Source organism: Cellulomonas sp. URHD0024 (assembly GCF_000426185.1).
GTDB lineage: Bacteria > Actinomycetota > Actinomycetes > Actinomycetales > Cellulomonadaceae > Cellulomonas.
In genome coordinates this window covers 382,069-407,923 of sequence record NZ_AUEW01000001.1, presented here as the reverse complement: position 1 = coordinate 407,923, position 25,855 = coordinate 382,069, and the positions used below count along the sequence as shown (strand labels likewise).

Below are 25,855 nucleotides of genomic sequence, written 5' to 3'. Positions count from 1 at the left end.
ACGCGCTAGCTGGGCAACCCTGGGACGAGCGGAAGGTCTGCCCGTTCGGCCCCGGGGGTCAGGCCGTGGCTTGTGCCGGACCGGTCGGCGGCGCCTGGACGTAGGCGACACGTTCGGCAGGCATGAGGATCCAGAGGATCGGATAGACCAGGAGCTGGCTGCCCGGGAGCACGAGCAGGATCAGGACGAAGAGCAGCCGCGCGGGCCAGGGGTCGAGGCCGAAGCGCTGGCCCAGCCCGGCGCAGACACCGCCCAGCACCCTCCCCTGGAGCGGGCGCACCAGTCCTTGCTCGGTCATGCTGTCGTGGATCGTTCCCATCGTGGTTTCCCTCGTTCGTCGGTCGTGATCTGGTACGTCCGATCGTCGTCGGCGAGCCGGAAAGGCACATCGGGGACTCCCCCGAGTTCCACCCTGAGCGGACTCTCTCGTCCCCCTGGCCTCGGACGCCTAGGCTCTCGGGGTGGCCGTGCTACGTTCGGCGCGACACCTGCTTGACCATCCCGTGACCATCGAGCGGTATGGCGATGACGCCGGCGCGCATCGCTCGTTCCGTGCTGGACGTGAAGGACGACGATGACCGACGCAGCGCCCCTCCTCCCCCCGGAACCGCAGTCGGTGTTCGCACTGGAAGCGCCGCCGGCGCCCGCGCCGGTGTCCACCACGAAGGCACCCGCGATGGCCCCGAAGATCGACGCGGCCGCGCTCCCGGGTCTCGACGCCAAGGTCGACGCGTACGTCGCGAGCCTCATGGCCGCGCAGGTCGGGTCTCCCGAGCTGACTGCCAAGGCGGACGACATCCGCCTCATGGGTGACTCCGACATCCGCGCGGCCGCCGACACCTCGAACCGTCTGCTCCAGACGCCGGTCAAGGCCATGCGCGACGGCGGCGTCTCGGGCACGTCCCAGATCAGCAAGTCCCTGCTCGACCTGCGCAAGACGGTCGACGACCTCGACCCCAGCGAGGCCACGCTGGGCAAGAAGCTGCTCGGGCTGATCCCGTTCGGCGACTCGATGACCGACTACTTCCGCCGGTACGAGAGCGCCCAGTCCCACATCGACGCGATCGTGCGGTCCTTGTACGGCGGCCAGGACGTCCTGCGCAAGGACAACGCCGCGCTCAACCTGGAGAAGCAGCATCTCTGGGACACCATGGCGCGCCTGAACCAGTACATCTACGTCGCGGAGTCCTTGGACACCCGGCTCTCGGCCACGATCGCGCAGCTCGACGCCACGGACCCGGACCGGGCCAAGGCGCTGCGCCAGGACGTGCTGTTCTACGTGCGCCAGAAGCACCAGGACCTGCTCACGCAGCTCGCCGTGAGCATCCAGGGCTACCTCGCCATCGACATCATCATCAAGAACAACCTCGAGCTCATCAAGGGCGTCGACCGCGCGACCACCACCACCGTGGCGGCGCTGCGCACCGCGGTGATCGTCGCGCAGGCGGTGAACAACCAGAAGCTCGTCCTCGACCAGATCACGGCCTTGAACACGACCACCACCGGCCTGATCGCCTCGACCGCGAAGATCCTCAAGGACCAGTCGGCGGACATCCAGCAGCAGGCGGCCGGCGCGACGATCGGGCTGGCCCAGCTCCAGCAGGCGTTCAGCGACATCTACGCCACGATGGACTCGATCGACGACTTCAAGGTGAAGGCGCTCGACTCGATGGCCCAGACCGTCGGCGTGCTGCAGACCGAGACCGCCAAGGCCCAGTCGTACCTCGACCGCGTCCGCCAGGCGGACACCACCGAGGTCACCGGTGGGTCGCTCGACCTCGGCCTGACCTGAGTGGCACCGGACCTTCGGGCAGCGGGCGCTCCATGAGCTGGTTCGGACGCCGCAGGGGGCGGGGTTCCGCGGTCGAGCTGCCGGCTGCCCCTCCCGTACCGACGTCGGCGGAGATCGTCTCGTCGGCACACGCCGTCGAGCAGCAGATCGTGGGACGCGTACCCGCTGCGGTGACTGCCCGTGTGCACGCGATCGCTCGGACCGTGGAGGACATGGCGCCGCGCCTCGACCGGCTGGGCGAGGGCAGCCAGCAGGCGTTCACGGTCGTCGCGACGGCGACCAGCTACCTGCCGGAAGCGGTCGGCGGCTACCTGCGGCTGCCCCGAGACTTCGCCGACCGTCGCGCGGTGTCACAGGGCAAGACGTCGCTGATGCTGCTGTGCGACCAGCTCGACCTGCTCGACCGCACGCTCGACAAGATCTCCGACGCGGTCTCGCGACAGGACGCCGACGCCCTCGTCGCACACGGCATGTTCCTGGCCGAGAAGTTCGGCGGCGGTTCGTCGCTCGAGCTCTCGCAGGACGCCGGCCGCGACACGCCACAGACGGAACTCCCATGACTGGAGCAGACATGACCCTGGCCGAGGCCCTCGACGCCCTGGAGCGGGCCGGTGTCTCCGCCGGCCTGGACGGCGCCGCGGCGCGGGACGAGGGTGAGCGGCTCTCGGCCGCGGTGGCCGAGTCCCTCAGCGGAGCGCCGAGCTCGTGGCTCGAGGGGGTCGGGTCTCCGGACGCGTCGTACGGTGCGTTCTTCGAGGCCGCGTCGAGCGCGCGCCGGTGGCGGACGTCACCGACGGACCTGCTCGCCCAGATCGCCGGGACACCCGCCGCCACGGCGTACTCCGCGGCCCTCGCCGACGTCATCTCGGCTGCGTGCGAGCTCGGCGTCGCGGACATCGGCGTGATCGCCCGGGCATCCGCCACCGCTGCGGTGCAGCGCTCGGTCGCCCCGGGCGCACCACCGGCCGTGGCGAGCACGCAGCCGGCGCCGCCGGTTGCTGCACCCGCCACCACGGGTCCCCCCGAGCGCACGCTCGCCGACCTGCTCGCCGAGCTCGACGCCCTGGTCGGGCTTGCCGCCGTCAAGGAGCAGATCCGGCAGCAGACGCAGCTCCTGCGCATCGAACGACTGCGGACCGAGGCCGGACTCACGACACCGACCCTGACCCGCCACCTGGTGTTCCTGGGCAACCCCGGGACCGGGAAGACGACCGTGGCGCGGCTCGTCGCCGGCATCTACCGCGCGCTCGGGCTCCTGACCAAGGGGCACATGGTCGAGGTCGACCGCTCGGAGCTCGTCGCCGGGTACCTCGGGCAGACGGCCGTGAAGACGTCCGAGGTCGTGGCGACCGCGATCGGCGGCGTGCTGTTCATCGACGAGGCCTACGGTCTGGCGGAGGACGAGTACGGCGCAGAGGCGGTGAACACGCTGGTCAAGGACATGGAGGACCACCGCGACGATCTGGTGGTGATCGTCGCGGGCTACCCGGGGCCGATGGCGACGTTCCTGGCGACCAACCCGGGGCTCGAGAGCCGGTTCTCCACGACGGTCGAGTTCGCCGACTACACGGACGCGGAGCTGCGCGAGATCTTCGAGCGCTCCGCGCGCAAGGCCGACTTCGAGCCGACGCCCGAGACGCTCTCGCGGTTCGAGGAGATCGCCTCCGTACAGGTCCGCGACGAGGGCTTCGGCAACGGCCGGTACGTGCGCAACGTGCTCGACCTGGCCATCACCAGGCACGCCTGGCGGCTTCGGGACGTTGAGCAACCGACGGTGGACCAGCTGCGTCTGCTGCTCCCGGAGGACCTGGTCGCGGGGTCCGACGGGACCGACGCCTCCCCCACCGACGGGACGGCGCCCGCCGAGGAGCCCGCGCACATCGAGGAGCACGCGTGACGCAGACGGTCGCACCACCGCAGCCGGCCCCTACGCTGCCGGCACCGACGACGAGACATCGGTCCCCGCTGAGCCGGACCCCAGGACGGATGCGTCTGGCCGGGGTCGTCGCCGTCCTCGCCTCCCTGGCCGTGGGCGTGCTCGGCGTGCAGGCGGGCCTCGCGCAGTCGAAGGCTCTGGCCAGCGCCGACGCCGACACGCGTCAGCTGGTCGGCATCCAGGACGTCCGCAACGACCTCGTGGTCGCGGACGCGACGGCCACCAACGCCTTCCTGGTCGGCGGCCTGGAACCGCCGGAGCAGAGGGCGAAGTACGACGCGGCGATCGCGGCGGCTGCCACGGGCCTCGCGCACCTCGCCGGCTCCAACGAGGCCGATGCCGAGCTCCTCGGCAAGGCGAACGCGGGCCTGACCACCTACACCGGCCTCGTCGAGCAGGCTCGGGCCAACAACCGGCAGGGGTTCCCGGTCGGTGCCGCCTACCTGGACCAGGCGTCCTCGGTGCTGCGCTCGGAGGTGCTGCCCGAGCTCGACACGTTGGTGCAGACCAACTCGGACCGTGTCGACTCGTCGTTCGCGGCGGTCAGCAATACGCCGCGGCTGCTCGCGCTCGGCGTCGTCGCCCTGATCGCGTTCGTCGTCGTGCAGGTCTGGCTCGCACGGCGCACGCACCGTCGGCTGAACGCGGGCCTGTTCTGGGCGACGGTCCTCGCGCTCGTCGCGAGCGTCGCCGGCGCGTTCGTCCTCGACCGGAGCGCGCAGAACGCAGCGGACGTCCGGACCGGGTCGTACGCGGACACGGTTGCGGTCTCGAAGGCGTACTCGTTGGCCCACGACGCGAAGTCGATGGAGTCGTTCACCCTGATCAAGCGCGGTTCCGGCCAGGCGTACGAGGAGACGTTCCAGACGGAGACGGCGGAAGCGCGCAGCCTGCTCGCCGGTGTCGACGACGCCCTCGTCCAGTCGCTGGACGCGTGGACCGCGAAGCATGCCGACATCCGCGAGCTCGACGACGCGGGCAAGTGGGACGACGCCGTCGCCCTCGCGATCAGCACGGAGCCCGACTCGCCGAACGCAGCGTTCGACGCGTTCTCGACGGCGGCGTCCGACAGCCTGGAGGCCAGCGCGGCCGCGACCCAGGACGCGCTCTCCGGGGCCGGTACCGCAGCAGTCGCCCTCGGCTGGTTGATCCTCGTCGCCGGTCTGGTGGCGGCGGTGCTCAGCTGGCGCGGCATCTCGAAGCGAGTGGAGGAGTACCGGTGAGGCGCACCCTGCTCGGCCTGAGCGGCGCACTGGCCGTCGCGGTCCTCGTCCTGGGCGGGTGCACCCCGTCGACATCGCCGGAGCCGCAGGTCACGGCCACGCCCGAACCGACGGCGGCGCCCGCCGCGCCGGCCGTCGTGTGCGACGACGCGACGACGTCGTACGCGCCGGGCGCCGGGCTCGCGATCACTGCCGGCAGCACGATGCAGGCGATCAGGGACCGCACGTCTCTGATCGTGGGCGTCTCGGCGGACACGCTGCTCATGGGGTCGCGCAACCCGTTGTCTGGGCAGATCGAGGGCTTCGACATCGACGTCCTGCACCTCGTGTCGGCGGCGTTGTTCGACGGCGACCCCGATCGCTTGCAGTTCCGGGTCATCACGTCGGGGCAGCGGCTCGCCGTGCTGAAGAACCACGAGGTCGATCTCGTGGCACGCACGTTCACGATGAACTGCGCGCGGTGGCAGGACATCGCGTTCTCGGCCGAGTACCTCGACGCCGGCCAGAAGGTGCTCGTCACCCGCGACTCGACCGCCACGAGCATCGACGACCTCGCGGGCAAGGCCGTGTGCGCCCCCGAGGACACCACCACCCTGGAGCGTCTGAAGGACAACTACCCCGACATCACGGCGGTGAGCGCACCGACCCACACGCAGTGCCTGGTCCTCTTCCAGGAGGGGAAGGTCGACGGCATCACCGGCGACGACACGGTCCTCGCAGGGTTCGCGGCCCAGGACCCGTACGCCAAGGTCGTCGGCGACGCGTTCAGCTCCGAGCCGTACGGCGTCGGCGTGGCCGCCGACCAGGTGGATCTCGTGCGGTTCGTCAACGCGGTTCTCGACCAGGCCAAGACGGACGGCACCTGGGCGGCGATGTACGACCGCTGGCTGCACGCGCTCGGACCCGCGCCCAAGCCGCCGACGTCGGTCTACGGCCGGACACCGTGACGACACCCGACGCGCCGGAGGCCCCCGGACGGCTCGGCGAGCCGATCCCGGCGCAGGAGCTGCTCACCTACCTCGGTGGGCTCGACGCGTGGCTGGCCCACCGACGGACCGAGCTGGACAGGCTCGACGCCGCCGCGCAGGCCTCCCCGACCACCGAGACGTACACGGCCGACGTGCTCCTGGCGATGACGATGTGGCAGGCGATCCGGACGCGCGCCGACGAGCTCGTCGCGGTGTGGGACTCGGGGCGGGCCGATGCGGTCGACCGGGAGAAGATGTCGCGCCTCATCTGGGGCCGGCTCGACTCGGGCCTCGGATCGGCACTCGTGTCGCTCGTCGAGGCCGTGACGCTGTGCGACGCCATGATCTCCAAGGTCCGCTCCCGGCTCTCGTTCGACCCGGACAGCGCCGACCAGGCGGAGCGCTTCCGAGGTCTGCGTGCCGGGCTCGTGCGCTGCGAGGACCTGGCCGGCACCGACGCTGCGGCCGCCGAGCGGGTCGGCTCGTTGCGGCAGCGCGAGCAGAAGCTCGTCGCGCAGGCGGCCCGCGGCGCCGACGTCACGGGTCCGCTCGGCGAGCTCGAGACCGAGGCGGCACGCGCGGAGCGCGACCTCATCGTGTACGTGTCCCAGCGCCGGACCCTCGAGAAGGGCCGCGCCGACGCGCAGGCCACGCTGCGTGCGCTCAAGACGCGGGAGCCGACCCTGACCGAGCTGGCGGACCGGTGCCGGCGCGAGATCACCCACCCACCCAAGCTCGCCGTCCCCGACGTGTCGCGGCTGGGCGCGGTGCCCGACACCCGCCAGGAGCTGGATGCGTTCGTCGACCGGCTCGCGGCGGTCGGTCGCGCGTTCGAGGCCGTCGCGGACGCCTACAGCGCTCCCCTGCGCGAACGAGCGGAGCTCCGCTACAAGCTGACGGGCGCGCACGCCGCTGCCGACGCCAACGGGCGCAGCGCGTCGCCGACCGTCCGCTCCGGCTACGAGGAGGCGCACGCCGCGGTGTCGGCGGTGCCCTGCGACGTCACGATGGCCCGCTACCTCGTCGAGCAGTACCTGTACCTGACCCGCGACCTGCCCACGGCAGCTCAGGAAGGATCGCGATGACCGCCATCCACTGCACCCAGCTCGGGTGCACAGGCGTCTACGAGGACGGCTGGTGCAACGTCTGCGGCTCGCCGCAGCCCGCGGGCTCGGCAGCGCCGGCGTCCGCGACCTCCCTTCTCGGCACGGGCGTCGCCCAGGCGACGGCCGGCCCGACCGGCGACGAGGGAGCCGAACAGTCGACGCGGACGGGCCGGACGAGCTCGAGCCAGCTGGCGACGGTCGCGCTCGGGTCGGCGCGGACCTCGGCGACCGGCAGCCGGCCCACCCGTCGCGTGGGCACGTCCTCGACCCGCCTGCGCGGTGCACGCCTCGGCGCCGGACTGACCACCGTGCCCGCCGCCCCGGTGCAGGATCCGCTGCAGGCGGTCATGGCCGTCGCCGAGGTACCCGAGCGCAAACGGTTCTGCCCGTCGTGCTGCCATGAGGTCGGACGCACGCGTGACGGCGTGCCGGGTCGGTCCTCCGGGTTTTGCCCGCAGTGCGGGAACCACTTCGACTTCACGCCCGCGCTCAACCCGGGCGACCTGGTCGGTGGCCAGTACGAGGTCGTCGGCTGCCTCGCGCACGGCGGGCTCGGGTGGATCTACCTGGCCCGCGACCGGAACGTCTCCGGCCGGTGGGTGGTGCTCAAGGGCCTGCTGAACTCGGGCGACCCGGACGCGTACGCCGCGGCGATCTCGGAGCGGCAGTTCCTCGCGGAGGTCGAGCACCCGCTGATCGTCGAGATCTACAACTTCGTCATGCACGAGGGTGCCGGCTACACGGTCATGGAGTTCGTCGGCGGCCGGTCGCTCAAGCAGATCCTGCAGGACCGGCGCGACGGCAACGCCGGTGTCAACAGCCCGCTCCCGGTGGACCAGGCGATCGCGTTCGTCCTGGAGATCCTGCCCGCGTTCGCGTACCTCCACGACGTCGGGCTGCTCTTCTGCGACTTCAAGCCGGACAACGTCATCCAGCAGGGCGACGCGGTCAAGCTGATCGACCTGGGTGGCGTGCGGCGGGTCGACGACCTGCAGTCCGCCATCTTCGGCACCGTCGGCTACCAGGCACCCGAGGTTCCCGAGGTCGGCCCGTCCGTGGCGTCCGACATCTACACGATCGGGCGCACGCTGGCGACCCTCGTGCTGGACTTCCGAGGGAACACCACCACGTTCGTCGCGTCGTTGCCGGCGGTGGCCGACACCCCGGTCTTCCAGACGTACGACTCCTTCTACCGCCTGCTCGCCAAGGCCTGCGCGGTCGATCCGTCGGACCGGTTCGGGAGCGTCGACGAGCTGCGCGCGCAGCTGCTGGGTGTGCTCCGCGAGGTCGTCGCGACGGACCGCGGTCCGGGCAGCCCCGCGCTGTACTCGGCCGCGTCCGTCCTCTTCGAGGCCCCTGCCTCCGACGAGGCGAGTCGCCCGCTAGCGTGGGATCAGCTGCCGGCCCTCAAGGTGGACGCGAGCGACCCGTCGGCCAGCTGGCTCGCGGGCGTGAACGTCAGCGACCCGGTGCTGAGACTGTCGGCGCTCGACGACGCACCCGAGGACTCCGTCGAGGTACGGCTGCGGCGCGCCCAGACCGCGATCGAGGCGGGCGTGGAGCCCGTCCTGTCGGACGCGCTCGCGAAGATCCTCGCGGACGACCCGTGGGAGTGGCGCGCAGCGTGGGTGTCCGGCCTGGCCCAGCTGAGCAACGGCGATCCCGTGGCTGCTCGCGCGTCGTTCAACGCCGTCTACGGCCAGGTGCCGGGTGAGCTGGCGCCGAAGCTCGCTCTGGCCACCGCGTGCGAGCGGAGCGACGAAGCAGAGATCGCCGAGTCGCTCTACGTCATCTGCGCCCGTGCCGACGCCAACTACACCGCCCCCGCAGCATTCGGGCTCGCACGCATCCGCAGCGCCCGCGGTGATCTGGAAGGTGCTCTGCACGCACTCGATCTCGTGACCGCCACCCGGAGCTCCTACGTCGACGCGCGCATGATGCGAGCGCGTCTGCTGGCCCGGGCCACCGGGGACGTGTCGGCGCTCTCGCAGGCCCTCGCGAGCGTCCAGACCGTCGTCCTGCCTCCGCTGCAGCACGCCGAGCTGCGGGTCGACGTGCTCGGCTCGGCGCTCGACGTGGTCCTCACGCGCGGACCTGCGAGGAACGTGAGCTTCGACGGCGTGCCGGCGCAGGAGCCCGCGCTGCGCGACGCGCTCGAGGGGGCACTGCGCCAGCTCGCGTCGTTGACCGAGGACCACGAGGAGCGCGTCGCGCTGGTGGACCGCGCGCACGAGATCCGGCGGTGGACCACGTGGTGAGCCTCGTCTGCGCGTCGTGCGGCACGGCCGCCCAGGACGGGTCGAAGTTCTGCGAGCAGTGCGGGTCGCCGCTCACGCCGCCCGTCGCGGTACCGCCGGCCGCCGCGGAGCCGGCGGTCCGGTCGTGCCGCGCCTGCGGCGGACAGATCGCCGACGACGGGTACTGCCAGGACTGCGGCACGCCGGCCGCGACCGAGCGCGACCACTGGTCGGAGGCACCCTCGGTGACGCTGGGCGGCGTGTGCGACCGCGGAGTCCGGCACGACAAGAACGAGGACGCGATGGCGTTGGGCCTCGCCGGCGACGCCGCCGTGCTGGTCGTCTGCGACGGCGTGTCGAGCGTCCCGGACTCGGACATCGCGAGCCTCGCCGCGGCCCGTGCCGCCCGGGACGTGCTGGTCGAGGGCATCCCGGAGGGCAACAGCGGCACGGCACGCGTCTCGGCGTGGTCCGCCCTCCTCGTCCGGGCAGCCGACGCCGCGAACCGTGCGATCATGACCGCGGTCGGGGACATGGCGGTCCGCCACGACCCTCCGTCGTGCACGTTCGTCGCCGCCGTCGTCGACGGACCGCACGTGGTCGCCGGGTGGCTGGGCGACTCGCGGGTCTACTGGCTTCCCGACTCCGGCGACCCGATCCAGCTCAGCAGCGACGACTCGGGCGCCAACGAGCTCATGGCACTGGGGCTGCCCCGTGCCAAGGCGGAGTCGTCCCCGCAGGCGCACGCCATCACGCGCTGGCTCGGCCCGGACGCGACCGACGTCGTCCCCCGCACCGCGCCGACGCGCGCGCAGGGCCCGGGGTGGGTTCTCGTCTGCTCGGACGGGCTGTGGAACTACTGCTCCGAGGCGGCCGCGATGGCCGACCTGCTGCGCACCTCGCAGAGCGTCGCGGGGTCCGCACCCGACGCGATCGCGGCCGAGCTCGTGCGCTGGGCGAACCAGCAGGGCGGCGCCGACAACATCACCGCCGCACTGCACCGGATCGACGTCGTGCCGGGCACGACGACGGTCGATACTGTCGACAGCTGACCCCGTTCACCACAAGGAGCGATAGTGGCCGAGTTCCACACCGAGGTGTTCCAGAACGAGTTCCTCTCCGAGGGCGCCACGGACGTGCATGCCATCGTGACGGTGACCAGCACGGGTGCAGGGACCGCCGGGGCCGCGTCGGCCACCGGCACGGTCGCCGAGATCGTCATGGTGGACACCTCCGGCTCCATGCAGGGCCCGAACATCGACGCAGCCAAGTACGCCGCGCAGGTGGCGGTCGATCAGATCTCCGACGGCACGTGGTTCGCCATCATCGGCGGCAGCCACGTGGCGCAGCGGGCGTTCCCCTACCCGAACGCGCCGGTCGCGATCGTGCAGATGGAGCCTGGTGCGCGCCGGGAGGCCAAGCGGGCGATCTCGCTGATGTCGCCGTCGGGCGGCACCGCGATGAGTACCTGGCTGCGCCTCGCCGACCAGGTGTTCTCCCACGTCCCGCAGGCCACGCAGCGTCACGCGATCCTGCTCACCGACGGCAAGAACGAGTCCGAGCCCCGCGCCGAGCTCTCGAACGCGATCCGGGACGTCACCGGGCGGTTCCAGTGCGACGCGCGCGGTGTCGGTGCGAAATGGGAGGTCGCCGAGCTGCGCGAGATCGCCTCGGCCCTGCTGGGCACCGTCGACCTGATCGCGAACCCGGCCGACATCGCGGAGGACTTCCGCCAGCTGGTGCAGGCGTCGATGTCCAAGGGGGTTGCCGACGCCGAGCTGCGGGTGTGGGCGCCGCAGGGTGCACAGGTGCTGTTCGTGCGCAGGGTGGCACCGACGGTCGAGGACCTGACGGCCCGACGAACCGAGGTCAACGCGCTGACCGGCGCCTACCCGACGGGCGCGTGGGGCGACGAGTCGCGCGACTACCACGTGGCCGTCCGCGTGCCCTCGAAGCCCGTCGGCTCGGAACAGCTCGCTGCGCGCGTCCAGATCGCCGTGGGTGGCCAGGTCCTCACGTCGGCTCTGGTGAAGGCCCGCTGGTCGGACGACGACTCCCTGACGGCTCGGATCAGCCCGGAGGTGGCGCACTACACGGGCCAGGTCGAGCTCGCCTCGGCCATCCAGGAAGGCCTCGCGGCCAAGGCGGCGGGTGACACCGCAACCGCGACCGTGAAGCTCGGCCGTGCCGTGCAGCTGGCCCAGGAGACCGGCAACGACGAGGCGACCAGCCGGCTGCGCCGCGTGGTCGACATCGACGACGAGGAGAAGGGCACCGTGCGCCTCAAGCGGGACGCCGCCAAGCTCGACGAGATGGCCCTCGACACCGCGTCCACCAAGACCACGCGGGTCCGCCGGTGAGCACGGTCCAGTGCCCGAACGGCCACGCCTCCGAGTCGACCGACTACTGCGACGTGTGCGGGAGCCCGATCGCGGCTGCCCCGGCCGTGGCAGACCCGCCGGTCGCGACCGCACCCCCGGCCACGACGTGTGCGAACTGTGGCGCACCCGCGGCGGCCGGCGCCCTGTTCTGCGAGACCTGCGGCTACGACTTCACGACGGGCTCCCTGCCGGTCGCTGCGTCGAGCCCGACGCCGGTCGTCCCGCCGGCGGCCACGCCCGCCTCGGCCCCGGCGACCTCGTCGCCGACGCCGGTCGTGCCCTCGTCCCCGACTCCTCCGCCCGCCGGCGCCGACTCCTGGGTCGCCGAGATGTGGGTGGATCCGGACTGGTACGCGGCGCAGAAGGCCGAGGACCCCATGCCGTCCGTCGGTCTGCCGGGCCTCGTCCCGCTCCGTGAGCGCAGTGTCCTGGTCGGCCGACCGTCCGTCTCGCGCAACATCCACCCCCAGGTCGACTGCGGGACCGACTCGGGGGTCTCCCGACGGCACTGCCAGCTGAACACCGACGGTCAGCGGTGGTGGGTCGAGGACCTGCAGTCCGCGAACGGCACGTACGTCAGCAAGCCGGGCGAGGCCGTGCCGACGACCCCGATCCCGGTCGGCCAGCGCCGCGAGCTCGAGGACGGCGACCGACTGTTCGTCGGCGCCTGGACTCGGATCGTCATCCGCAAGGCGCTCCCCGGCGAGGTCTAGCCTGCCGCCAGGTCCCCTCGTCGACGAGAACGCGGAACGGCGCCGGTGCATCCGAGAGGATGCACCGGCGCCGCTTCCTGCTGCGGACTACCTCGTCACGGAGCGGGGTACTGCGTGACGAACTGCGGCGTGCCGGTGTTGGTGTTGTCCGCCTGGGTGCCCACACCGTCGATGACGTGGCGGATCGTGCCCTGGCTGAGGTTGACGGTCAGCACGTGCTTGACCTGGACGCCCGGAGTGGTCGGGACCTCGAAGCCGTTCTCGGTGATGACCGACGGGTTGTTCTGGTTGAAGACGTAGGAGCCACCACCGTAGAGGTGGTGCGTCTTCACCTTGTCGGAGACCTTGTAGGCGGCGTAGCCGAGCGTGCCGGCGGGCGTCGTCCAGTCGGCCTGCGTACGCGGGTCGTACGGCAGCTCGTTCTGGTAGAAGATCGTGGTGCCGTTCTGGCCGTTCCAGACCGTGTTGTACTGCTGGAAGTGCTCGACGAACAGGCCGGTCGCGGTGACGTTGTCACCGTTGACGACCACGCCGTTGGCGGCGGTGTTCGTCACCCAGCGGGTGTCGTCGTCGTTGAGCAGCGGCAGACCGTTGGCAGCACGCTGCTCGTCGGTCGCCGAGCGCACGACGGTGTCCGTCGGGAAGCCCTCGTCACCGTGGTCGGCGCGCCACACCCACGCGTGGTCGAGCAGGACGTTGTCGCTGTTGACCTCCAGGGCGATGTTCGTGCGGCCGATGTACGGGCCGCCGACGCGGAAGAACACGTCGCTCAGAGTCGTCGGGTCCTGCGCACGGGTCCGGCTGGAGTGCGCGCAGGCGTTCTTCTTGCCGACCCGAAGGAGCGCGGGCGAGTTGACCTCGCCGGCGTCGACCGTGAGACCGGCGACGACCGCGCCGTGGACGTCGGCGATCTCGAGCGGAACCGCACCGTGCACCGAGTGGAGGGTCGCGTAGCCGAGACCCAGGACGACGGTGTCGGCGCGCTTGACCTCGATGGACTTGGCGACGTCGTAGACGCCCGGGGTGAGGATCAGGTTCTGGCCCCTGGCGAGTGCGTTGTTGATCGTGTGCACGGAGTCGCCCGGCTTCGCGATGAAGAAGTCCTTGATCGGCACCGTGCGGCCCGGCGTCAGACCGGCCCCCCAGGTGATGCCCGAGCTGTTGGCGGCAGCGGAGGGCACGCGGACGTTGTACTTGCCCGCCGCGTCGACGAACAGGTAGGGCTTCTCACGGCTGACCGGCGTGGTGTCGAGCACCGTGTACGGGTTGGGGGTCGGGAAGGTCTCCGCGGGAGCCCCGACGACGCCCGAGAAGACCGCGTTCCAGACCGCGTTCGACCAGGACTTCACCTCGCTGTTGCGGGTGTACCACTGCTGCTGCGAGCCGTTGACGACGGCGTCCGCGTTGCTGCGCGAATCGGCCATGAACCCGCCGCTGGCGTACTGCGGGCCGTCCGAGCAGTAGTCCATGAAGGACAGTCCGCCGTTGATGTTGACGCGGCGGAGCGGAGCAGCCTGCGAGACGGCCCAGAACTCGGTGTTCGTGCACCAGTCGGGACGCGGCTTGGCCTCGCCCAGCACGTTGGTCAGGCCGCCCGCGACGTTGATGGTCAGGTTCGAGAGCGAGCGCCAGAAGTTGGTCAGCGCGAGGCAGTTGCTGGTCTCGTTGTCGGCCAGGCAGCGGTTGTAGACGTTGACCGTGCCGTTGATGACGACGTCCGTCGGGGAGGCGCCGAGCCCGGCGACCTCGGTGTAGTACCCGACCTGGACGTTGAGCGGAGCCTCAGGGGTTCCGTACGTGCCGGGGAGGAAGTAGACCGCGTCACGACGAGGGCCGAACTCGTTGCTGAACTGGGCCGCGGTGATCGCGTCGAACTTCGCCTTGATCTCGGCGGTCGACATGCTCGGGTTGAAGATCGTGACGTTCGGGCCGAGGTCGGTCGGCGCCGGGGGCTTCGGGTGGGCGGAGGCCGCGGTCGCTCCTGCGATGGCGATCGACAAGGCGGTCACGCCGATCAGCACGTGGCGGCCGATCCGTCGGCGCACCCCGCGGGGGTGGGTGATGGGCACGGACATCGTCGTCCTACCTTCTGTCGAGATGGCTGACCGGAACTGGAAACGTTTCCGATCGGTCCGAAATATAGGGCTATGCCCGGCGGCAAGTCGAGCAAAACGCCCTATTCGGACGTACGACACGCACGACACTGGCGACGGCGCCGACGGCTACCCGGCGGTCGGGGCAGGCCCCGACGACTCCCGAGCGATCAGGACGGCCCGGATCAACCGCGGAAGCGTGGCGCTCTCGTCGACCGGCCCGCCGGCGTGCCGTGCCGTGATCAGGTCGGTCAGCAGCTCGACCGTCGCCGCACCCATGGCGAGGTAGTCCTGCCGGATCGTGGTGAGCGCAGGGCGGACGACCGCGGCGAGCTCCTCGTCGTCGTACCCGACGATCGAGATGTCACCAGGAACGTCCAGCCCGGCCTCGAGGACCGTGCGGCAGGCGCCGATCGCCATGCTGTCGCCCGCGACGAAGACGGCGGTCGGTCGTTCGTCGAGGGCGAGCAGCGCCCGCATCGCCGCGCGGCCCGAGTCCAGGAAGTAGTCCCCGTGCACGACGTATCCGTCCGGGACCGCCAGCTCCAGGCCGGCCATCGTCTCCCTGTAGCCCTCGAGTCGGTCGATGGCCGGCAGCTGGTCGGGCGGCCCCGCGATCGTCGCGATGCGTCGGTGACCCAGCGACGCCAGATGTCGCACGGCGGCGGCGGCACCTGCCCGGTTGTCGGTGCTGACGTAGCTGGCCCGGATGCCGCGGACCGGGAGGTCCAACCCGATCACCGGCAGGCCCGACGAGATGAGCGCCTTCACGGCCGGCAGGTGCTCGTCGACACCCATGAGCACGACGCCGTCGAGACTGTGCTGTGAGGCGACGTGCTCGAACGCGTGCAGGTCCGCGGCGGCGGCTCTCGGCGACACCAGCATCAGGTGGTACCCGGTGTCGGCGAGCGCCAGCTTCAACCCGATGAGCAGATCCTGGAGGAAGGGCACCCGCAACCCGGCCGACGAGTAGCTGGTGTCCCAGATGAGGCCGACGGTGTCGGACCGCCGCCGGACGAGCGACCTCGCCTGCAGGTTGGGCAGGTACCCGAGCTCGCGGGCGATTCCCACGACTCGATCACGGGTCTCGGCGCTCACGCCGGGACGAGCGTTCAGGGCGCGGGAGACCGTGGCCACGGAGACCCCGCTGCGGCGGGCGACGTCGCGGATGTCGACGGCCACGTGACGCCTCCTCCTTTGGCAGCGAACCTGGCGTCACCGTAGTACGTCACGGGCCGCCGACTGTCCGCACGTCCTGCTGCGGTGGGCTCGCTGCGTCGTCAGTCGTCCGGTCGATCACCCCATGCCGGCCCGCAGGCGCGTGGCGAGACGGCGTTCACGACGCGGCGGCCGCCAGCTCCGCGTTCGCGCGCTCGGTCACCAGGCTGAGCACGCGCCCGGCGACTGCCAGGTCCTCGGGCGGCACGTCGCCGTAGAGCCGGGCCGTGATGGAGGCGATCTCCTCGCTCACGACGGCGTACTTCTGCAGCCCCTCGGCCGTCAGGGTCAGCCGCTCCTCGCCCACCGCGACGAGGCCACTGGCGATGACGGCGTCGACCGTGTCCCGCGCGGCCTCGGCGTCGATCTTCAGACCTCGGACGAGCCGAACCACGAGCGCCTCGCGGCCGCCGACGCCGGAGTGCACCTGGTTGACGGCCACCCACGTCTCGAACGCAAGACCGGTCTCGCGCAGGTGCAGCTCCAGGAGCGTGCGCGTGGCTCGTTCGGCCTGTCCGATGATCTGCCCGTTGAGCGTCATGATCGATTCCCCTCGTACGAGGCGGACGCGATCGTCCGCCGTATCGTTTGTCGTACGAACGTTAGGCCACTGAACGATCGACCACAAGACGTTCGGTGCACCAACGATTCTGCTAGCGTCCGACCATGACCGGTCCGGCACAGGTCGCCGCGCTGCCCAGCTGGCTGCTGACCCAGACAGCCGCCCACGCGCACCGCATCCTCGTCGAGCGCCTCTCCGCGATCGGCGCCCGCGGGTACGACTACCGGGTGCTCGCCTCGCTCGACGAGCGCGGGCCGACCAGCCAGGCGGACCTCGGCCGCAGCACAGGCATCCACCTCAGCGACATGGTCGGCTGCCTGAACGACCTGGAGACCGCCCACTACGTCGAGCGCACACCCGATCCGGCGGACCGACGACGCAACGTCGTCACGATCACCGACCGCGGGCGCGAGCGCATGCAGCGCCTCGCCGCCGAGGCGTCGCTGGTCCAGGCGGACCTGCTCGCTCCCCTCTCCCCCGACGAGCGCGCCCAGCTGACCGCGCTGCTCACGCGCCTGCTGGAGCACCACGACGCACGTCGGGGCGTCGACGAGCCGGAGTGATCGAGCGGGCCACCGGACCGCCCTACGGCATCTCGATGCTCGAGGCCACCGGCGTCCTGCTCATTCGGCGGAACCCTCCGCGGCGGCGCGTTCGGCCCGGCGGCGCCGCACGCGCCACACGACCAGCGCCACGATCGCCGCGATCACGACAGCGACCGCAAGACCGCGCCCGATCTGGGCCGCGACCCGCTCGTAGGCGGTTCCCACGAAGTAGCCGAGCAGGACCGTCCCCGCACCCCAGACGAGCCCGCCCACGGCGTTCGCCGGGAGGAACTGCGCGTAGGGCATCCGGGAGGCGCCGGCCATGGCCGGCATCATCGCGCGGAAGAAGGCGGTGAACCGGCCGAGGAACACCGCGGCCCGCCCCCGCCGCACGAGCATCTCCTGCCCTGCCTGCACGGCCCGCTGCCGGTCGCGCAGGAATCGCGACGAGAACAACCGGGGGCCGACGTGCTTGCCCACCTCGTACCCGACGCTGTCGCCCAGGATCGCCGCGAGCACGACCACGGGGATCAGCACGGTCAGCTCGATCCGACCCTGGCTGGCGAGCACGCCGCCGACGATGACGACCGTCTCGCCCGGCAGGACGAAGCCGAAGAACAGCGCGTCCTCGGCGAAGACGAGCGTGAAGATCACCGAGTAGACCACCCCGGCAGGCACGGTCTGCAGCCACGACGTGAAGCTGTCGAGCATCGACGGTCTCCCGGGTGGTCGGCGGAACTGGCGCGGCCGCCAAGTCTCTCAGGCGATCCGAATGACTCGTGCACGAGACCGCGTCGGCGCGCCGGAACGTACCGGTGCCGGGATCAACGTGTCGTTCCCAGCAGCGCCGCGCCGGCACGGTCGGCGCGGATCCGTCCGTCGGCTCCCACGGCGATGACCGCGGTGGCCCCGTGCCGACCTGCCCAGTCGACACCCTCGTCGCCCAGCGCGAGCACCGAGGTGGCCAGGACGTCGGCCGTGGCCAGGTCGGACGCGACGACGGACGCCGAGACCAAGCCCGTCGCCGGCTCCCCCGTGCGGCCGTCCCAGACGTGTGCGCCGCGCTCGTACGTGCCGGACGTCGCGACCGCGCCGCCGCGCAGCTCCAGCACGGCCAGGAACAGCTGCGGGTCGTTCGGGTCGCGGATCCCGACGTGCCAGCCTCTCCCCGGTTCGGGCTCGCCCCGGACGACGACGTCCCCGCCGGCGTTCAGACAGAACCGCTGGAGGCCGCCGGCCCACAGCACGTCGGCGGCACGCTGCGCCGCCCATCCCTTGACCACGCCGTCCGTGTCGAGCGTGCCGTCCGGTCGGCGTACTGAGAACGCACCCCCGGAGTCCTCCCAGGCCTTCCCCGCGACGGCCAGCACCTCGCGCAGGTCGTCGGAGAGGTCGGCCGGCCGGACCTCGTCCCGGGCGTAGCGGCTCACCTCGCTGGCGGGGTCGTACCGGCTGAAGCGGCGGTCGGCCGCCCGGAGGACCGCGAACGCCCGGTCGACCAGGTCCGGGGTCGTCGGTCCGTCGTCGCGGACGTCGACCGACATGGGGATCCCCATGACTGTCTCGCGGTGCCGCACGGTCAGCCGTGCTGGTCGATGGCCGACTGCACGGAGGCCGCGTAGCTCTCGGACGTGTACGTCGCGCCGCTGACGGTGTCGATGTGGGAGGACTGTGCGGCGAGCACCTCCTGCGCGAGCGCGGGTGCCGCGTTCTCGTTGATCCGCACGCTCTCGCGTTCTCGGTCGGGCACCTGCAGGGTCTGCACGTCCGTGATCTGGCTGCCCACGAACGTCACCGAGACCTGCACCGAGCCGTATCGGTTCCGCTCGACAGAGCCCACGATCGTGACGGTGTCCGAGGTGGTGCTGGAGCCGTTGTCGGTGCTCGCCGGGTCCGACCCGGAGGCCGTCGACCCGTTGTTCGTCGTGCCGTGGTCGGTCGTGCCGTCGACACTCCCGTTCGACGTCGTGCCTGCCGTGGCCGGGGCCGTGGTGTCCTGCATGACGGGCGCGAACTTGGCCATGCCTGCGGCGGTCATCGCTGCGGCGGCGCCGACGAAGAGCAGCGTCCCTCTCCAGGGTCGTGCAGACATCAGCCCAGCTCCTCTCGGTGGATCGCCGTGCGAGGGACGCCGAGCGCGCGCGCGGACCTGACGACTGCGCTCACCATGGGGTCCGGACCGCAGATGAAGACGTCCCGTTCCGCGACGTCGGGCACGAACCGTCGAAGGTGACGGGGGTCGAGGGGGTCGTACCCGAGCTCGGTCCGACGCCCGGCCAGAGGCACGTACCGGAGCCATGGTGACGGGGTGAACTCGGCGGCGAGCGCGAGCCCCTCGACGGTGTGCGCGCGGTGCACGACGACGAGGTCGTGCCCACGGCGCAAGAGCTCCTCGGCCAGCGCACGGATCGGGCCCACGCCGGCACCTCCGGCGACGAGCAGCACCTTGTGGGTCGTCGCACGGTCTGCGGTGAACCGGCCGAAGGGTCCCTCGACCTGGACACGGGTACCGGGGCGCAGGGCGGTGATCGCGCTGGAGTGGTCGCCGAGCGCGCCGACGGTGAACCGCAGGGTGTCGTTCGTCGGGACCATCGACAGCGAGTACGGATGGGCCGTGCCGAAGTGGCCACGCGTCAGGAACCGCACGAGGAAGTACTGGCCCCCGCGTGCCTCGAGATCCGCGAGGCCCGAGCCGGTCAGCCAGACGCTCGCCAGGCCGTGACCCTCCTGAACCACCTGGGAGACCTTGAGCGCATGCCGCCGGTGGTCCACGAGCGGCAGCACGACGCGCCAGATCAGGATCGCCGCGGCGGTGCCGGAGTAGAGCGCGATCCAGGCGACCTGCGCCAGACGGTCGGTCACGAAGTGCGTCCCACCGGCGATCTGGTGGAAGAACGTCAGGAAGATGGCGACGTAGGTGGTCAGGTGGATCGCGAACCAGACCTCGTAGGAGACCTTCTGCCGGACCAGACGGGCGCTCGACAGCCCGACGACGAAGAACAGGACGGTGCCGATCAGCGCGAGCCAGAGGTACGGCTGCCGCGCCAGGGCGCTCGGCACCTCGGACCAGACGGACGTGGCGTCGAGCAGCGCTCCCCCGAGGATCATGAGCAGCACGTGCGTGAGCATCAGCAGGACGACCGTGGTACCGAGCGTCCGGTGCCAGGACAGGAGCCGGTCGAAGCCCACGGACCGCTCGAACCATGGCACCCGTGCCACGAGCAGCAGCTGGGCGCACACCAGGAAGGACGCCAGCAGCCCGGCGAGCTCACCGACACTCATCAGAGCTCCACCGGGCGTCGACCCGGTCGCCGCCGGCGTGCCGAACCACCAGAAGGCGGTGACCGCGAGCGAGCCGGCCCACAGGCACACGAGCGCGGCGGACGACCGGCGGGACGGCGCAGGGCGGCGCGCAGCGGCCGTCCCTCTCGGCGCGGCGGCTCGGGTCGTGGCGGTCATACGAAGACTGTCCTCCTGGGTGCTCGGAGAAGTCTCGGAGAACCCTGTGCGTTTGCCAAGTGGCCCATTGTGCACAATCGCATTGTGTGCAATGTTTGAGCGTGCCCAGCAGCGCCTTCGACCACATGCCGTGCTTCTCGCTGTACGCCGCCTCACGGGCCGTGATGCAGACGTACCGCGCGGTGCTGTCGGAGACCGGCCTCACCTATCCGCAGTACCTCGTGCTCGTCGCGCTGGCGCAGTCGGACGGCATGGCGGTCCACGAGCTCGGGGACGCGATGTTCCTCGACTCCGGGACGCTCTCCCCCCTGCTGCGCCGGATGGAGGCCAAGGGCGTGGTCACGCGCGAGCGGCAGCCGGGCGACGAGCGCGTGGTCACCGTCGCCCTGACGTCGGAGGGCCGCCGGCTGCGAGGCGAGGTCGCTGCGGCGGTCGAGTGCCTGACGCCGGCCTACGGGCTCGCCTCCTACGAGGAGCTTGCCGAGCTGCTGGACAAGCTCCACCGCATCACCGACGGAATGACGGCGTTGACCGCAACCCTGCGCAACCCGACCTGACCACCCAGGAGACGTGCATGCCTCTCGACCTCGGCTCGACCCTCACCTTCGAGGTCCAGGAGGCTGACGGTTCGCCGTTCGACCTCACGGACTACCGCGGCACGCACCATGTGCTGGTCTACTTCATGCGTGCGCTCTCGTGCATGCAGTGCAACGCCCACGTGCGGGTGCTCGTCGCGCAGCAGGAGGCCTTCGAGGCGGATCGGGTCCAGGTGGTGATCGCCGTCCCGGAGGATGCCGCAGCCGCCGCCGCATGGAAGGCGAAGAAGGGCATCCCGTACCCGGTCGTCGTCGGACGCGCGGGAACGCCGCACGCCGAGGTCGGGCTGCTGCGCAAGGCGTTCGGCGCGCTCCAGCAGTCGGGGGCCGCGCTCCTCGACAGCGCCGGAGTGGTCCGGTACAGCCACACGTCGACCAACCCCGGATCCAGCTACTCGAAGGCCGACGTGGCTGCGGCCATCCGCGACCTGCCCGCCATCGTCTGACCAGGTGGGCACCGGCCGGCCAGCGGCCGGTGCCACACTGGCACGATGGCCGTCCCGCATCCTGCCCAGTTCAGTGCCGCCTGGGAGGCCGCGTGGAACGCGCGGGACCTCGACGCCGTGCTGGCCCACTTCCACGACGACGTGGTGTTCACCTCCCCGGTCGCCGCCAGGATCGTGCCCGACACGGGCGGGATCGTGCGCGGCAAGGCCGAGCTCCGGGCGTACTGCACCGCGGGTCTGCGGCTGGTCCCCGACCTCCACTTCACGGTCGAGGACGTGTACGCCGGCATCTCGATCCTCGTCCTGCAGTACCGCAACCAGAGGGGCGACGTGGTCGACGAGGTCCTCCTCTTCGACGACGACGGCCTCGTGGTCGAGGGCCACGGCACCGCCCGGACGGGCGGCGTGCACGCCACCGGAGAGCCGACGAGTCAGGGCGCGTGACCACACCTCGCGGCGCGGCCGATCATGCCACCGTGCCCAGCAGCGGACCCGGCCGACCGAGCAGGTAGCCCTGCGCCCACGGAACCCCGAGGCCCTGGAGGACGGCCAGCTCCTCGGGCTCCTCGACACCTTCCGCGATGAGCTTCGCGCCCACCTCCTCGGCGAACGAGACCATGGCTCGCGTCAGTGCGCGCTTCTCGGTGCTGCGGTGGATACCCGAGATCAAGGAGATGTCGAGCTTGATGATGTCGGGCTTGAGCCGCACGAGATGGCGGAAGCCGGCGTACCCAGCGCCGAGGTCGTCGGCGGACAGGCGGGCGCCGTGGGTGCGGATCCCGGCGAAGGCGCCACGGACGGCGTTGTAGTCCTCGACGGGCACGTGCTCGGTCAGCTCGATGACCACGCGCGATGCCATCTGCGGCGTGAGCAGCTCACGCTCGAGCATGTGCAGCGCGGTCGCCGGAGACATGTTGACCGCGAGGAACAGCGGTGCGGGCGCGCGGTCGAGGTAGTCCAGCGCAGCCAGCGCGGCGGCCCACTCCATCTCGATGCCGAGCCCCACGGAGAATGCGTCGGCGAACCACCGCTCGGGTCCGCCGTGGCCCAGGTCGTCGAATCGCGCGAGCGCCTCGTGGCCCACCGTCTCGAGGGTTCGCGTGTCCACGACCGGCTGGTAGACGATGTCACGCGTGCCGTTGCGCAGGACGTGCTCGATCCGCTCCCGGGTGCGCGCCGCGCCCTCGGCTTCGGCGGAAGGTCGCTGATCCCGACGCAGGCCGGAGGTGCGCAACGTCGAGTACAGCTCCCGCGTCTGGAGCAGGTTCGCGATGCGGAGGCAGGTCTCGGTGATGTCCAGCGGCTTCGTCAGGAAGTCCTGCGCCCCGAGGCCGAGCGACCGGTTGCGGGCTCCGGTGGTGGTGTCGGCGGTCAGCACGACGACCGGCAGGTAGCTCCCGGCGGCGTAGGCCTGGACCTGCGCGAGAACAGCGAACCCGTCGACCTCCGGCATGTGCAGGTCGAGCAGGACCAGGTCGGGGCGGACCTGGGGCAGGAGGGAGCCGATCTTGCGCGGGTCGGTCTCGGCGACGACCCGCTCCATGCCCTGCTGGAGCAGCAGCGAACGGAGCAGGAGCACGTTGCTCGGGCTGTCGTCGACGATCAGCACGACCATCGTCGAGAACCGCTCGAGAGACCTAGCCTGCATCGCGCAGGCTTCCGACCTCGTCGAGCGCACCGAGCACGTCACGCAGGTCGAGCGGCTTCGTGAGGTACCGGGCCGCGCCCGCCGCGAGCAGCCGCCGCATCTGTTCCGGGGTCGCGTCCGCACTGAGGACGAGCACGGGGACGTCGCAGGTGATCGGGTCACCCTTGAGCGACTGGAGGACGTCCAGGCCCGAGCGGTCCGGCAGGTGAAGGTCGAGGAGGACGAGGTCCGGCTGGTTGGCTCGTGCCAGGTCCAGACCGAGGCCTCCGAGCCCGGCGTGGATGAGCCGCCAGTGAGGCCGCAGCCGGAGCAGGTGCGCGATGATCTCGACGTTGGAGGCGTTGTCCTCGACGTAGAGCAGGGTTCTCGTCGGGACGACGTCTGGTTCGACCGGAGCCCGACGAGGGGCGTCGTCCGGTTCGGACAGACCGTCGTCCGGGCTGGCCACCACCCGTGGCAACGTCACGGTGAAGGCCGATCCCTCGCCGACTGCCGACACCGCGTCGACCGTTCCGCCCATCAGCTCGGCGAGCGACCGGGTCAGCGCCAGCCCGATACCTGTCCCGTCGACGGCCGTCGCCTCGGCACCGAGGCGGTCGAACGGCGTGAAGAGCCGATCCTGGAGAGCCCGCGGGATGCCGGGACCGTCGTCGCGCACCGTGATAGCGACGTGGTCGTCGCGCAGGTGCTGCTCGATCCAGACCGTGCCGCCTGCACGGTTGTACTTGATGGCGTTCGACACCAGGTTCAGCAGGATCTGCCGCAGCCGCTGACGGTCCGCGACGACCTGCCACCCCTCGACCGCTGACGCGTCCAGCACGACGTCCGCGCGGTCGGCCATGGACGCCATGAGCCGGACGCTCTCGTCGATCAGCTCCACCGTCGAGACCGGCTCGAGGCTGATCGACATCTCGCCGGCCTCGATGCGCGCCACGTCGAGAACGTCGTTGATGAGGTTCAGCAGGTGCCGTCCGCCCATGAGGATCTGGTCGAGCTCTCCCTCGTACTCCGTCCCGGCCAGCTCGATCTCCAGCAGCTGACCGAATCCGAGGACCGCGTTCAACGGGGTGCGCAGCTCGTGGCTCATGCGGGACAGGAAGACGTTCTTGGCGGCGTTCGCTGTCCGGGCTGCCAGCTCGGCCTCCCGCAGCGCCGCTGCCGCATGCATCCGCGCGCTGATGTCCTCGATCGTGATGACGTAGCGATCAGTCGGGCCGTACGGGTTCGGGACGGGCGTCGATCGCGTGTGCACCCACCGTTCGACACCGTCCGGCCAGATGATCCGGTGCTCCGACTCGGCGGGCAGGCCGGCCTGGCTCGGAGCGACGAAGTCGCGCCAGACGCGCTCCCGGTCGTCCGGGTGCGTGGTCACCACGTCAGGGTCGGCCATCAGCTCGTCCGGGGTGACGCCCAGGATCTTGGCCGACCCGGGGCTGATGTACAGGTGCGCCGGTGGATCGATCTGACGCAGGAGGAAGACCGTGTCGACGCCCTCGGCCAGCTGGCGCAGCCGCGTCTCGTTCTCCCGGGCCACCTGTTCCGCGGCGCGCTGGTCCGTCAGGTCCCGGAACACGGCGATCGCCAGCGGCTCGTCGTCGGAACGGTCCTGCGACAGGCTGACCGCCATCGGGAAGACAGATCCGTCGCCCCGAAGACCCGGCACCTCGACGTGGATCGTCGTCGAGGCGAGCTCGGGCCGGCTGAGGTAGTCGGCCCGACGCTCGACGTGCATCGCCCGCTGCTCCTCCGTGAGGAGCAGCTCCATCTGTCTGCCCACGAGCGCGTCACCCGCGTACCCGAACATCTCCCCCGCGCGTGCGTTGGCCATGACGATCACGCCCGACGAGTCCGCACACACGATCGCGTCCGGTGCCGCCTCGAGGAGCGCCGCGAACCGTGCCGCCTGGCGCTCGTCGCTGCTCACGGGCCGGGAGATCGAGGCGACCCCGACGATCACGCCGCGGTTGTCCCGGACCGGCGACATCGACATCACGACCTCGACCTGCGCTCCGTCCGCCCGGAGCCGCGTCGTGCGGAACCCGCTCGCAGCCGCACCCGCAGCGACCCGTGCGTGCAGCGCCCGCTCCTGCTCGAGCACCCGCGCCGGGACGACCGTCTCGATGTTCTTGCCGAGCATCTCCTGGGCAGTCTGCCCGTAGACGGTGGTGGCTCCGAGGTTCCAGGCCGTGACGGTCCCGTCGAGGTCCTTGGCGATCACCGCGTCGTGGGAGGACTCGACGATCGCCGCGAGTGCCAGCGCGACCTCGAGACGTTGGTCCGACGCGCGGCCACCTGCGATCTCGCTCATGCCCACCCCGTACGCATCGATCGGCGGCACATCGGCGAGCCGTCAGCGTCGCCAGCATATTCCGAGAAGTGCCGGCGCGCTTCTTTGGGAAGTGACGTTCGGATTGTGTGGGCTACGGTCTGACCTGGACAAACACCCAGGTCGGGAAATTCCCCGGAACGGGTGAAAATGCATTCGCCGGTGGACGCGCATTGTGACGGCTGCCGTATTCGATCGGCTAGGAGCCGCCCGACGGGGTGATCTCGATCAGCGGGCTCTGCGCCATCATCAGCTCGACGTCGTCACGGCCCCACCGCTTCGCGGCCGCCTCGATGAGCGGCCGACGCTCGTCCGCGTCCTCGACCACTCGCGCGAGGGCAGGCACATCCTTCGGCGCCCCCACCTTGAGGTGGAGCACGACGTGCGGGTCGGCGGCGACGTTGTGGACCCAGGCGCGGGTGCGCGGCGACGGCTGGCCCGAGATGAACAGCCGCCCGTCGAGATGGTGGAGGTAGATCTCGATCGTGCGCGGCTCACCCGTGTGCCGCCCGGTCGTCGTGAGGTCGATGATCTGGCTGCGGTGCAGCGCCGGGTCCATGTCGATCACTCTGTGCGCGGGCGCTCACCGGCGCAACCGGATGGTCG

General features: G+C 71.1%; 25 protein-coding genes. 14 read left to right on the top strand and 11 right to left on the bottom strand.

All coding sequences use genetic code 11. From position 1 onward, the window contains the following. Positions 1 to 58 precede the first annotated feature (58 nt). On the bottom strand, positions 59 to 298 hold the full coding sequence (locus tag I847_RS21465) for a PspC domain-containing protein (protein ID WP_231384037.1): 240 nt from the start codon (positions 296 to 298) through the stop codon (positions 59 to 61). 276 nt (positions 299 to 574) lie between these two features. Between I847_RS21465 and I847_RS0101885 the strand changes: the two genes are divergently transcribed. From I847_RS0101885 to I847_RS0101840, 10 genes are all read left to right on the top strand, one after another. Next, entirely contained in the window at positions 575 to 1,792 is a 1,218-nt protein-coding gene (locus tag I847_RS0101885; protein ID WP_028048320.1) for a toxic anion resistance protein, read from the top strand. 32 nt (positions 1,793 to 1,824) lie between these two features. Next, positions 1,825 to 2,352 (top strand): hypothetical protein, encoded by a 528-nt coding sequence (locus tag I847_RS21460; protein ID WP_051274380.1) that lies wholly within the window; start codon positions 1,825 to 1,827, stop codon positions 2,350 to 2,352. Then, positions 2,349 to 3,689, top strand: a complete 1,341-nt coding sequence (locus tag I847_RS0101875; protein ID WP_028048319.1) for an AAA family ATPase — start codon at positions 2,349 to 2,351, stop codon at positions 3,687 to 3,689. Before I847_RS21460 ends, I847_RS0101875 begins: the two co-directional genes overlap by 4 nt. An 89-nt stretch (positions 3,690 to 3,778) precedes the next feature. Then, entirely contained in the window at positions 3,779 to 4,951 is a 1,173-nt protein-coding gene (locus tag I847_RS0101870) for a hypothetical protein (RefSeq protein ID WP_051274378.1), read from the top strand. Beyond that, complete coding sequence (locus I847_RS0101865) at positions 4,948 to 5,898, top strand: glutamate ABC transporter substrate-binding protein (RefSeq protein WP_028048317.1); 951 nt, start codon at positions 4,948 to 4,950, stop codon at positions 5,896 to 5,898. The genes I847_RS0101870 and I847_RS0101865 overlap by 4 nt, the downstream gene beginning before the upstream one ends. Next, positions 5,895 to 7,004: a hypothetical protein gene (locus I847_RS0101860; protein ID WP_028048316.1), complete on the top strand. Its 1,110-nt coding sequence runs from the start codon at positions 5,895 to 5,897 to the stop codon at positions 7,002 to 7,004. Before I847_RS0101865 ends, I847_RS0101860 begins: the two co-directional genes overlap by 4 nt. Continuing rightward, positions 7,001 to 9,283, top strand: coding sequence for a serine/threonine-protein kinase (locus I847_RS0101855; RefSeq protein WP_028048315.1), 2,283 nt, complete (start codon positions 7,001 to 7,003; stop codon positions 9,281 to 9,283). Before I847_RS0101860 ends, I847_RS0101855 begins: the two co-directional genes overlap by 4 nt. Next, positions 9,277 to 10,314: a PP2C family serine/threonine-protein phosphatase gene (locus I847_RS0101850; protein WP_028048314.1), complete on the top strand. Its 1,038-nt coding sequence runs from the start codon at positions 9,277 to 9,279 to the stop codon at positions 10,312 to 10,314. The genes I847_RS0101855 and I847_RS0101850 overlap by 7 nt, the downstream gene beginning before the upstream one ends. Positions 10,315 to 10,338: 24 nt before the next feature. Beyond that, positions 10,339 to 11,622 (top strand): VWA domain-containing protein, encoded by a 1,284-nt coding sequence (locus I847_RS0101845; RefSeq protein WP_028048313.1) that lies wholly within the window; start codon positions 10,339 to 10,341, stop codon positions 11,620 to 11,622. Next, a complete protein-coding gene (locus I847_RS0101840; RefSeq protein WP_028048312.1) occupies positions 11,619 to 12,356 on the top strand; it encodes an FHA domain-containing protein in 738 nt (245 codons plus the stop codon). Before I847_RS0101845 ends, I847_RS0101840 begins: the two co-directional genes overlap by 4 nt. 95 nt (positions 12,357 to 12,451) lie before the next feature. Here I847_RS0101840 and I847_RS0101835 read toward each other — a convergent pair whose 3' ends face one another. The 3 genes from I847_RS0101835 to I847_RS0101825 all read right to left on the bottom strand — a co-directional run bounded on the left by I847_RS0101835 (position 12,452) and on the right by I847_RS0101825 (position 16,208). Further along, positions 12,452 to 14,431 (bottom strand): hypothetical protein, encoded by a 1,980-nt coding sequence (locus I847_RS0101835; RefSeq protein WP_034608718.1) that lies wholly within the window; start codon positions 14,429 to 14,431, stop codon positions 12,452 to 12,454. Positions 14,432 to 14,578: 147 nt separating this feature from the next. Next, positions 14,579 to 15,631 (bottom strand): LacI family DNA-binding transcriptional regulator, encoded by a 1,053-nt coding sequence (locus tag I847_RS0101830; protein WP_028048310.1) that lies wholly within the window; start codon positions 15,629 to 15,631, stop codon positions 14,579 to 14,581. A 154-nt stretch (positions 15,632 to 15,785) separates the two neighbouring features. Then, the gene (locus tag I847_RS0101825; RefSeq protein WP_028048309.1) at positions 15,786 to 16,208 is read right to left on the bottom strand and encodes a hypothetical protein; all 423 of its coding nucleotides are present in this window, start codon (positions 16,206 to 16,208) and stop codon (positions 15,786 to 15,788) included. Positions 16,209 to 16,333: 125 nt separating this feature from the next. On the opposite strand from I847_RS0101825, the gene I847_RS0101820 reads away from it, so the two are divergent. Further along, positions 16,334 to 16,792: a MarR family winged helix-turn-helix transcriptional regulator gene (locus I847_RS0101820; RefSeq protein ID WP_028048308.1), complete on the top strand. Its 459-nt coding sequence runs from the start codon at positions 16,334 to 16,336 to the stop codon at positions 16,790 to 16,792. A gap of 60 nt (positions 16,793 to 16,852) precedes the next feature. Here the strand turns inward: I847_RS0101820 and I847_RS0101815 are convergent, their stop codons facing one another. The 4 genes from I847_RS0101815 to I847_RS21455 form a co-directional block, all read right to left on the bottom strand. Continuing rightward, positions 16,853 to 17,485: a DedA family protein gene (locus tag I847_RS0101815; protein ID WP_051274377.1), complete on the bottom strand. Its 633-nt coding sequence runs from the start codon at positions 17,483 to 17,485 to the stop codon at positions 16,853 to 16,855. Positions 17,486 to 17,598: 113 nt separating this feature from the next. Beyond that, a complete protein-coding gene (locus I847_RS0101810; RefSeq protein ID WP_231384036.1) occupies positions 17,599 to 18,318 on the bottom strand; it encodes an FAD:protein FMN transferase in 720 nt (239 codons plus the stop codon). Between the two features lie 35 nt (positions 18,319 to 18,353). Beyond that, positions 18,354 to 18,866 (bottom strand): FMN-binding protein, encoded by a 513-nt coding sequence (locus I847_RS0101805; RefSeq protein WP_028048305.1) that lies wholly within the window; start codon positions 18,864 to 18,866, stop codon positions 18,354 to 18,356. Next, complete coding sequence (locus I847_RS21455; protein WP_034608716.1) at positions 18,866 to 20,233, bottom strand: ferric reductase-like transmembrane domain-containing protein; 1,368 nt, start codon at positions 20,231 to 20,233, stop codon at positions 18,866 to 18,868. The genes I847_RS0101805 and I847_RS21455 overlap by 1 nt, the downstream gene beginning before the upstream one ends. 101 nt (positions 20,234 to 20,334) lie before the next feature. On the opposite strand from I847_RS21455, the gene I847_RS0101795 reads away from it, so the two are divergent. The 3 genes from I847_RS0101795 to I847_RS21445 are packed head-to-tail and all read left to right on the top strand — an operon-like array spanning position 20,335 to position 21,719. Next, positions 20,335 to 20,790: a MarR family winged helix-turn-helix transcriptional regulator gene (locus tag I847_RS0101795; protein WP_028048304.1), complete on the top strand. Its 456-nt coding sequence runs from the start codon at positions 20,335 to 20,337 to the stop codon at positions 20,788 to 20,790. Positions 20,791 to 20,807: 17 nt separating this feature from the next. Further along, positions 20,808 to 21,275, top strand: a complete 468-nt coding sequence (locus I847_RS21450) for a redoxin domain-containing protein (RefSeq protein ID WP_034608714.1) — start codon at positions 20,808 to 20,810, stop codon at positions 21,273 to 21,275. 45 nt (positions 21,276 to 21,320) lie between these two features. After that, positions 21,321 to 21,719: a nuclear transport factor 2 family protein gene (locus I847_RS21445; RefSeq protein ID WP_051274376.1), complete on the top strand. Its 399-nt coding sequence runs from the start codon at positions 21,321 to 21,323 to the stop codon at positions 21,717 to 21,719. A gap of 22 nt (positions 21,720 to 21,741) precedes the next feature. Here the strand turns inward: I847_RS21445 and I847_RS0101780 are convergent, their stop codons facing one another. From I847_RS0101780 to I847_RS21435, 3 genes are all read right to left on the bottom strand, one after another. Beyond that, positions 21,742 to 22,890 (bottom strand): EAL domain-containing protein, encoded by a 1,149-nt coding sequence (locus tag I847_RS0101780; protein ID WP_051274375.1) that lies wholly within the window; start codon positions 22,888 to 22,890, stop codon positions 21,742 to 21,744. 22 nt (positions 22,891 to 22,912) lie between these two features. Continuing rightward, positions 22,913 to 25,231, bottom strand: coding sequence for a PAS domain S-box protein (locus tag I847_RS25290; protein ID WP_051274374.1), 2,319 nt, complete (start codon positions 25,229 to 25,231; stop codon positions 22,913 to 22,915). 217 nt (positions 25,232 to 25,448) lie between these two features. After that, positions 25,449 to 25,808: a nitroreductase family deazaflavin-dependent oxidoreductase gene (locus I847_RS21435; protein ID WP_034608711.1), complete on the bottom strand. Its 360-nt coding sequence runs from the start codon at positions 25,806 to 25,808 to the stop codon at positions 25,449 to 25,451. Positions 25,809 to 25,855 lie beyond the last annotated feature (47 nt).

Excerpts from the sequence above, each read along its gene's own strand:
- I847_RS21465 (WP_231384037.1), bottom strand. The coding sequence starts at position 298 with ATGACCGAGCAAGGACTGGTGCGCCCGCTCCAGGGGAGGGTGCTGGGC.
- I847_RS0101885 (WP_028048320.1), top strand. The coding sequence starts at position 575 with ATGACCGACGCAGCGCCCCTCCTCCCCCCGGAACCGCAGTCGGTGTTC.
- I847_RS21460 (WP_051274380.1), top strand. The coding sequence starts at position 1,825 with ATGAGCTGGTTCGGACGCCGCAGGGGGCGGGGTTCCGCGGTCGAGCTG.
- I847_RS0101875 (WP_028048319.1), top strand. The coding sequence starts at position 2,349 with ATGACTGGAGCAGACATGACCCTGGCCGAGGCCCTCGACGCCCTGGAG.
- I847_RS0101870 (WP_051274378.1), top strand. The coding sequence starts at position 3,779 with ATGCGTCTGGCCGGGGTCGTCGCCGTCCTCGCCTCCCTGGCCGTGGGC.
- I847_RS0101855 (WP_028048315.1), top strand. The coding sequence starts at position 7,001 with ATGACCGCCATCCACTGCACCCAGCTCGGGTGCACAGGCGTCTACGAG.
- I847_RS0101835 (WP_034608718.1), bottom strand. The coding sequence starts at position 14,431 with ATGTCCGTGCCCATCACCCACCCCCGCGGGGTGCGCCGACGGATCGGC.
- I847_RS0101825 (WP_028048309.1), bottom strand. The coding sequence starts at position 16,208 with ATGACGCTCAACGGGCAGATCATCGGACAGGCCGAACGAGCCACGCGC.
- I847_RS0101820 (WP_028048308.1), top strand. The coding sequence starts at position 16,334 with ATGACCGGTCCGGCACAGGTCGCCGCGCTGCCCAGCTGGCTGCTGACC.
- I847_RS0101815 (WP_051274377.1), bottom strand. The coding sequence starts at position 17,485 with ATGCTCGACAGCTTCACGTCGTGGCTGCAGACCGTGCCTGCCGGGGTG.
- I847_RS0101810 (WP_231384036.1), bottom strand. The coding sequence starts at position 18,318 with ATGTCGGTCGACGTCCGCGACGACGGACCGACGACCCCGGACCTGGTC.
- I847_RS0101805 (WP_028048305.1), bottom strand. The coding sequence starts at position 18,866 with ATGTCTGCACGACCCTGGAGAGGGACGCTGCTCTTCGTCGGCGCCGCC.
- I847_RS21455 (WP_034608716.1), bottom strand. The coding sequence starts at position 20,233 with ATGACCGCCACGACCCGAGCCGCCGCGCCGAGAGGGACGGCCGCTGCG.
- I847_RS21450 (WP_034608714.1), top strand. The coding sequence starts at position 20,808 with ATGCCTCTCGACCTCGGCTCGACCCTCACCTTCGAGGTCCAGGAGGCT.
- I847_RS21445 (WP_051274376.1), top strand. The coding sequence starts at position 21,321 with ATGGCCGTCCCGCATCCTGCCCAGTTCAGTGCCGCCTGGGAGGCCGCG.
- I847_RS0101780 (WP_051274375.1), bottom strand. The coding sequence starts at position 22,890 with ATGGTCGTGCTGATCGTCGACGACAGCCCGAGCAACGTGCTCCTGCTC.
- I847_RS25290 (WP_051274374.1), bottom strand. The coding sequence starts at position 25,231 with ATGAGCGAGATCGCAGGTGGCCGCGCGTCGGACCAACGTCTCGAGGTC.
- I847_RS21435 (WP_034608711.1), bottom strand. The coding sequence starts at position 25,808 with ATGGACCCGGCGCTGCACCGCAGCCAGATCATCGACCTCACGACGACC.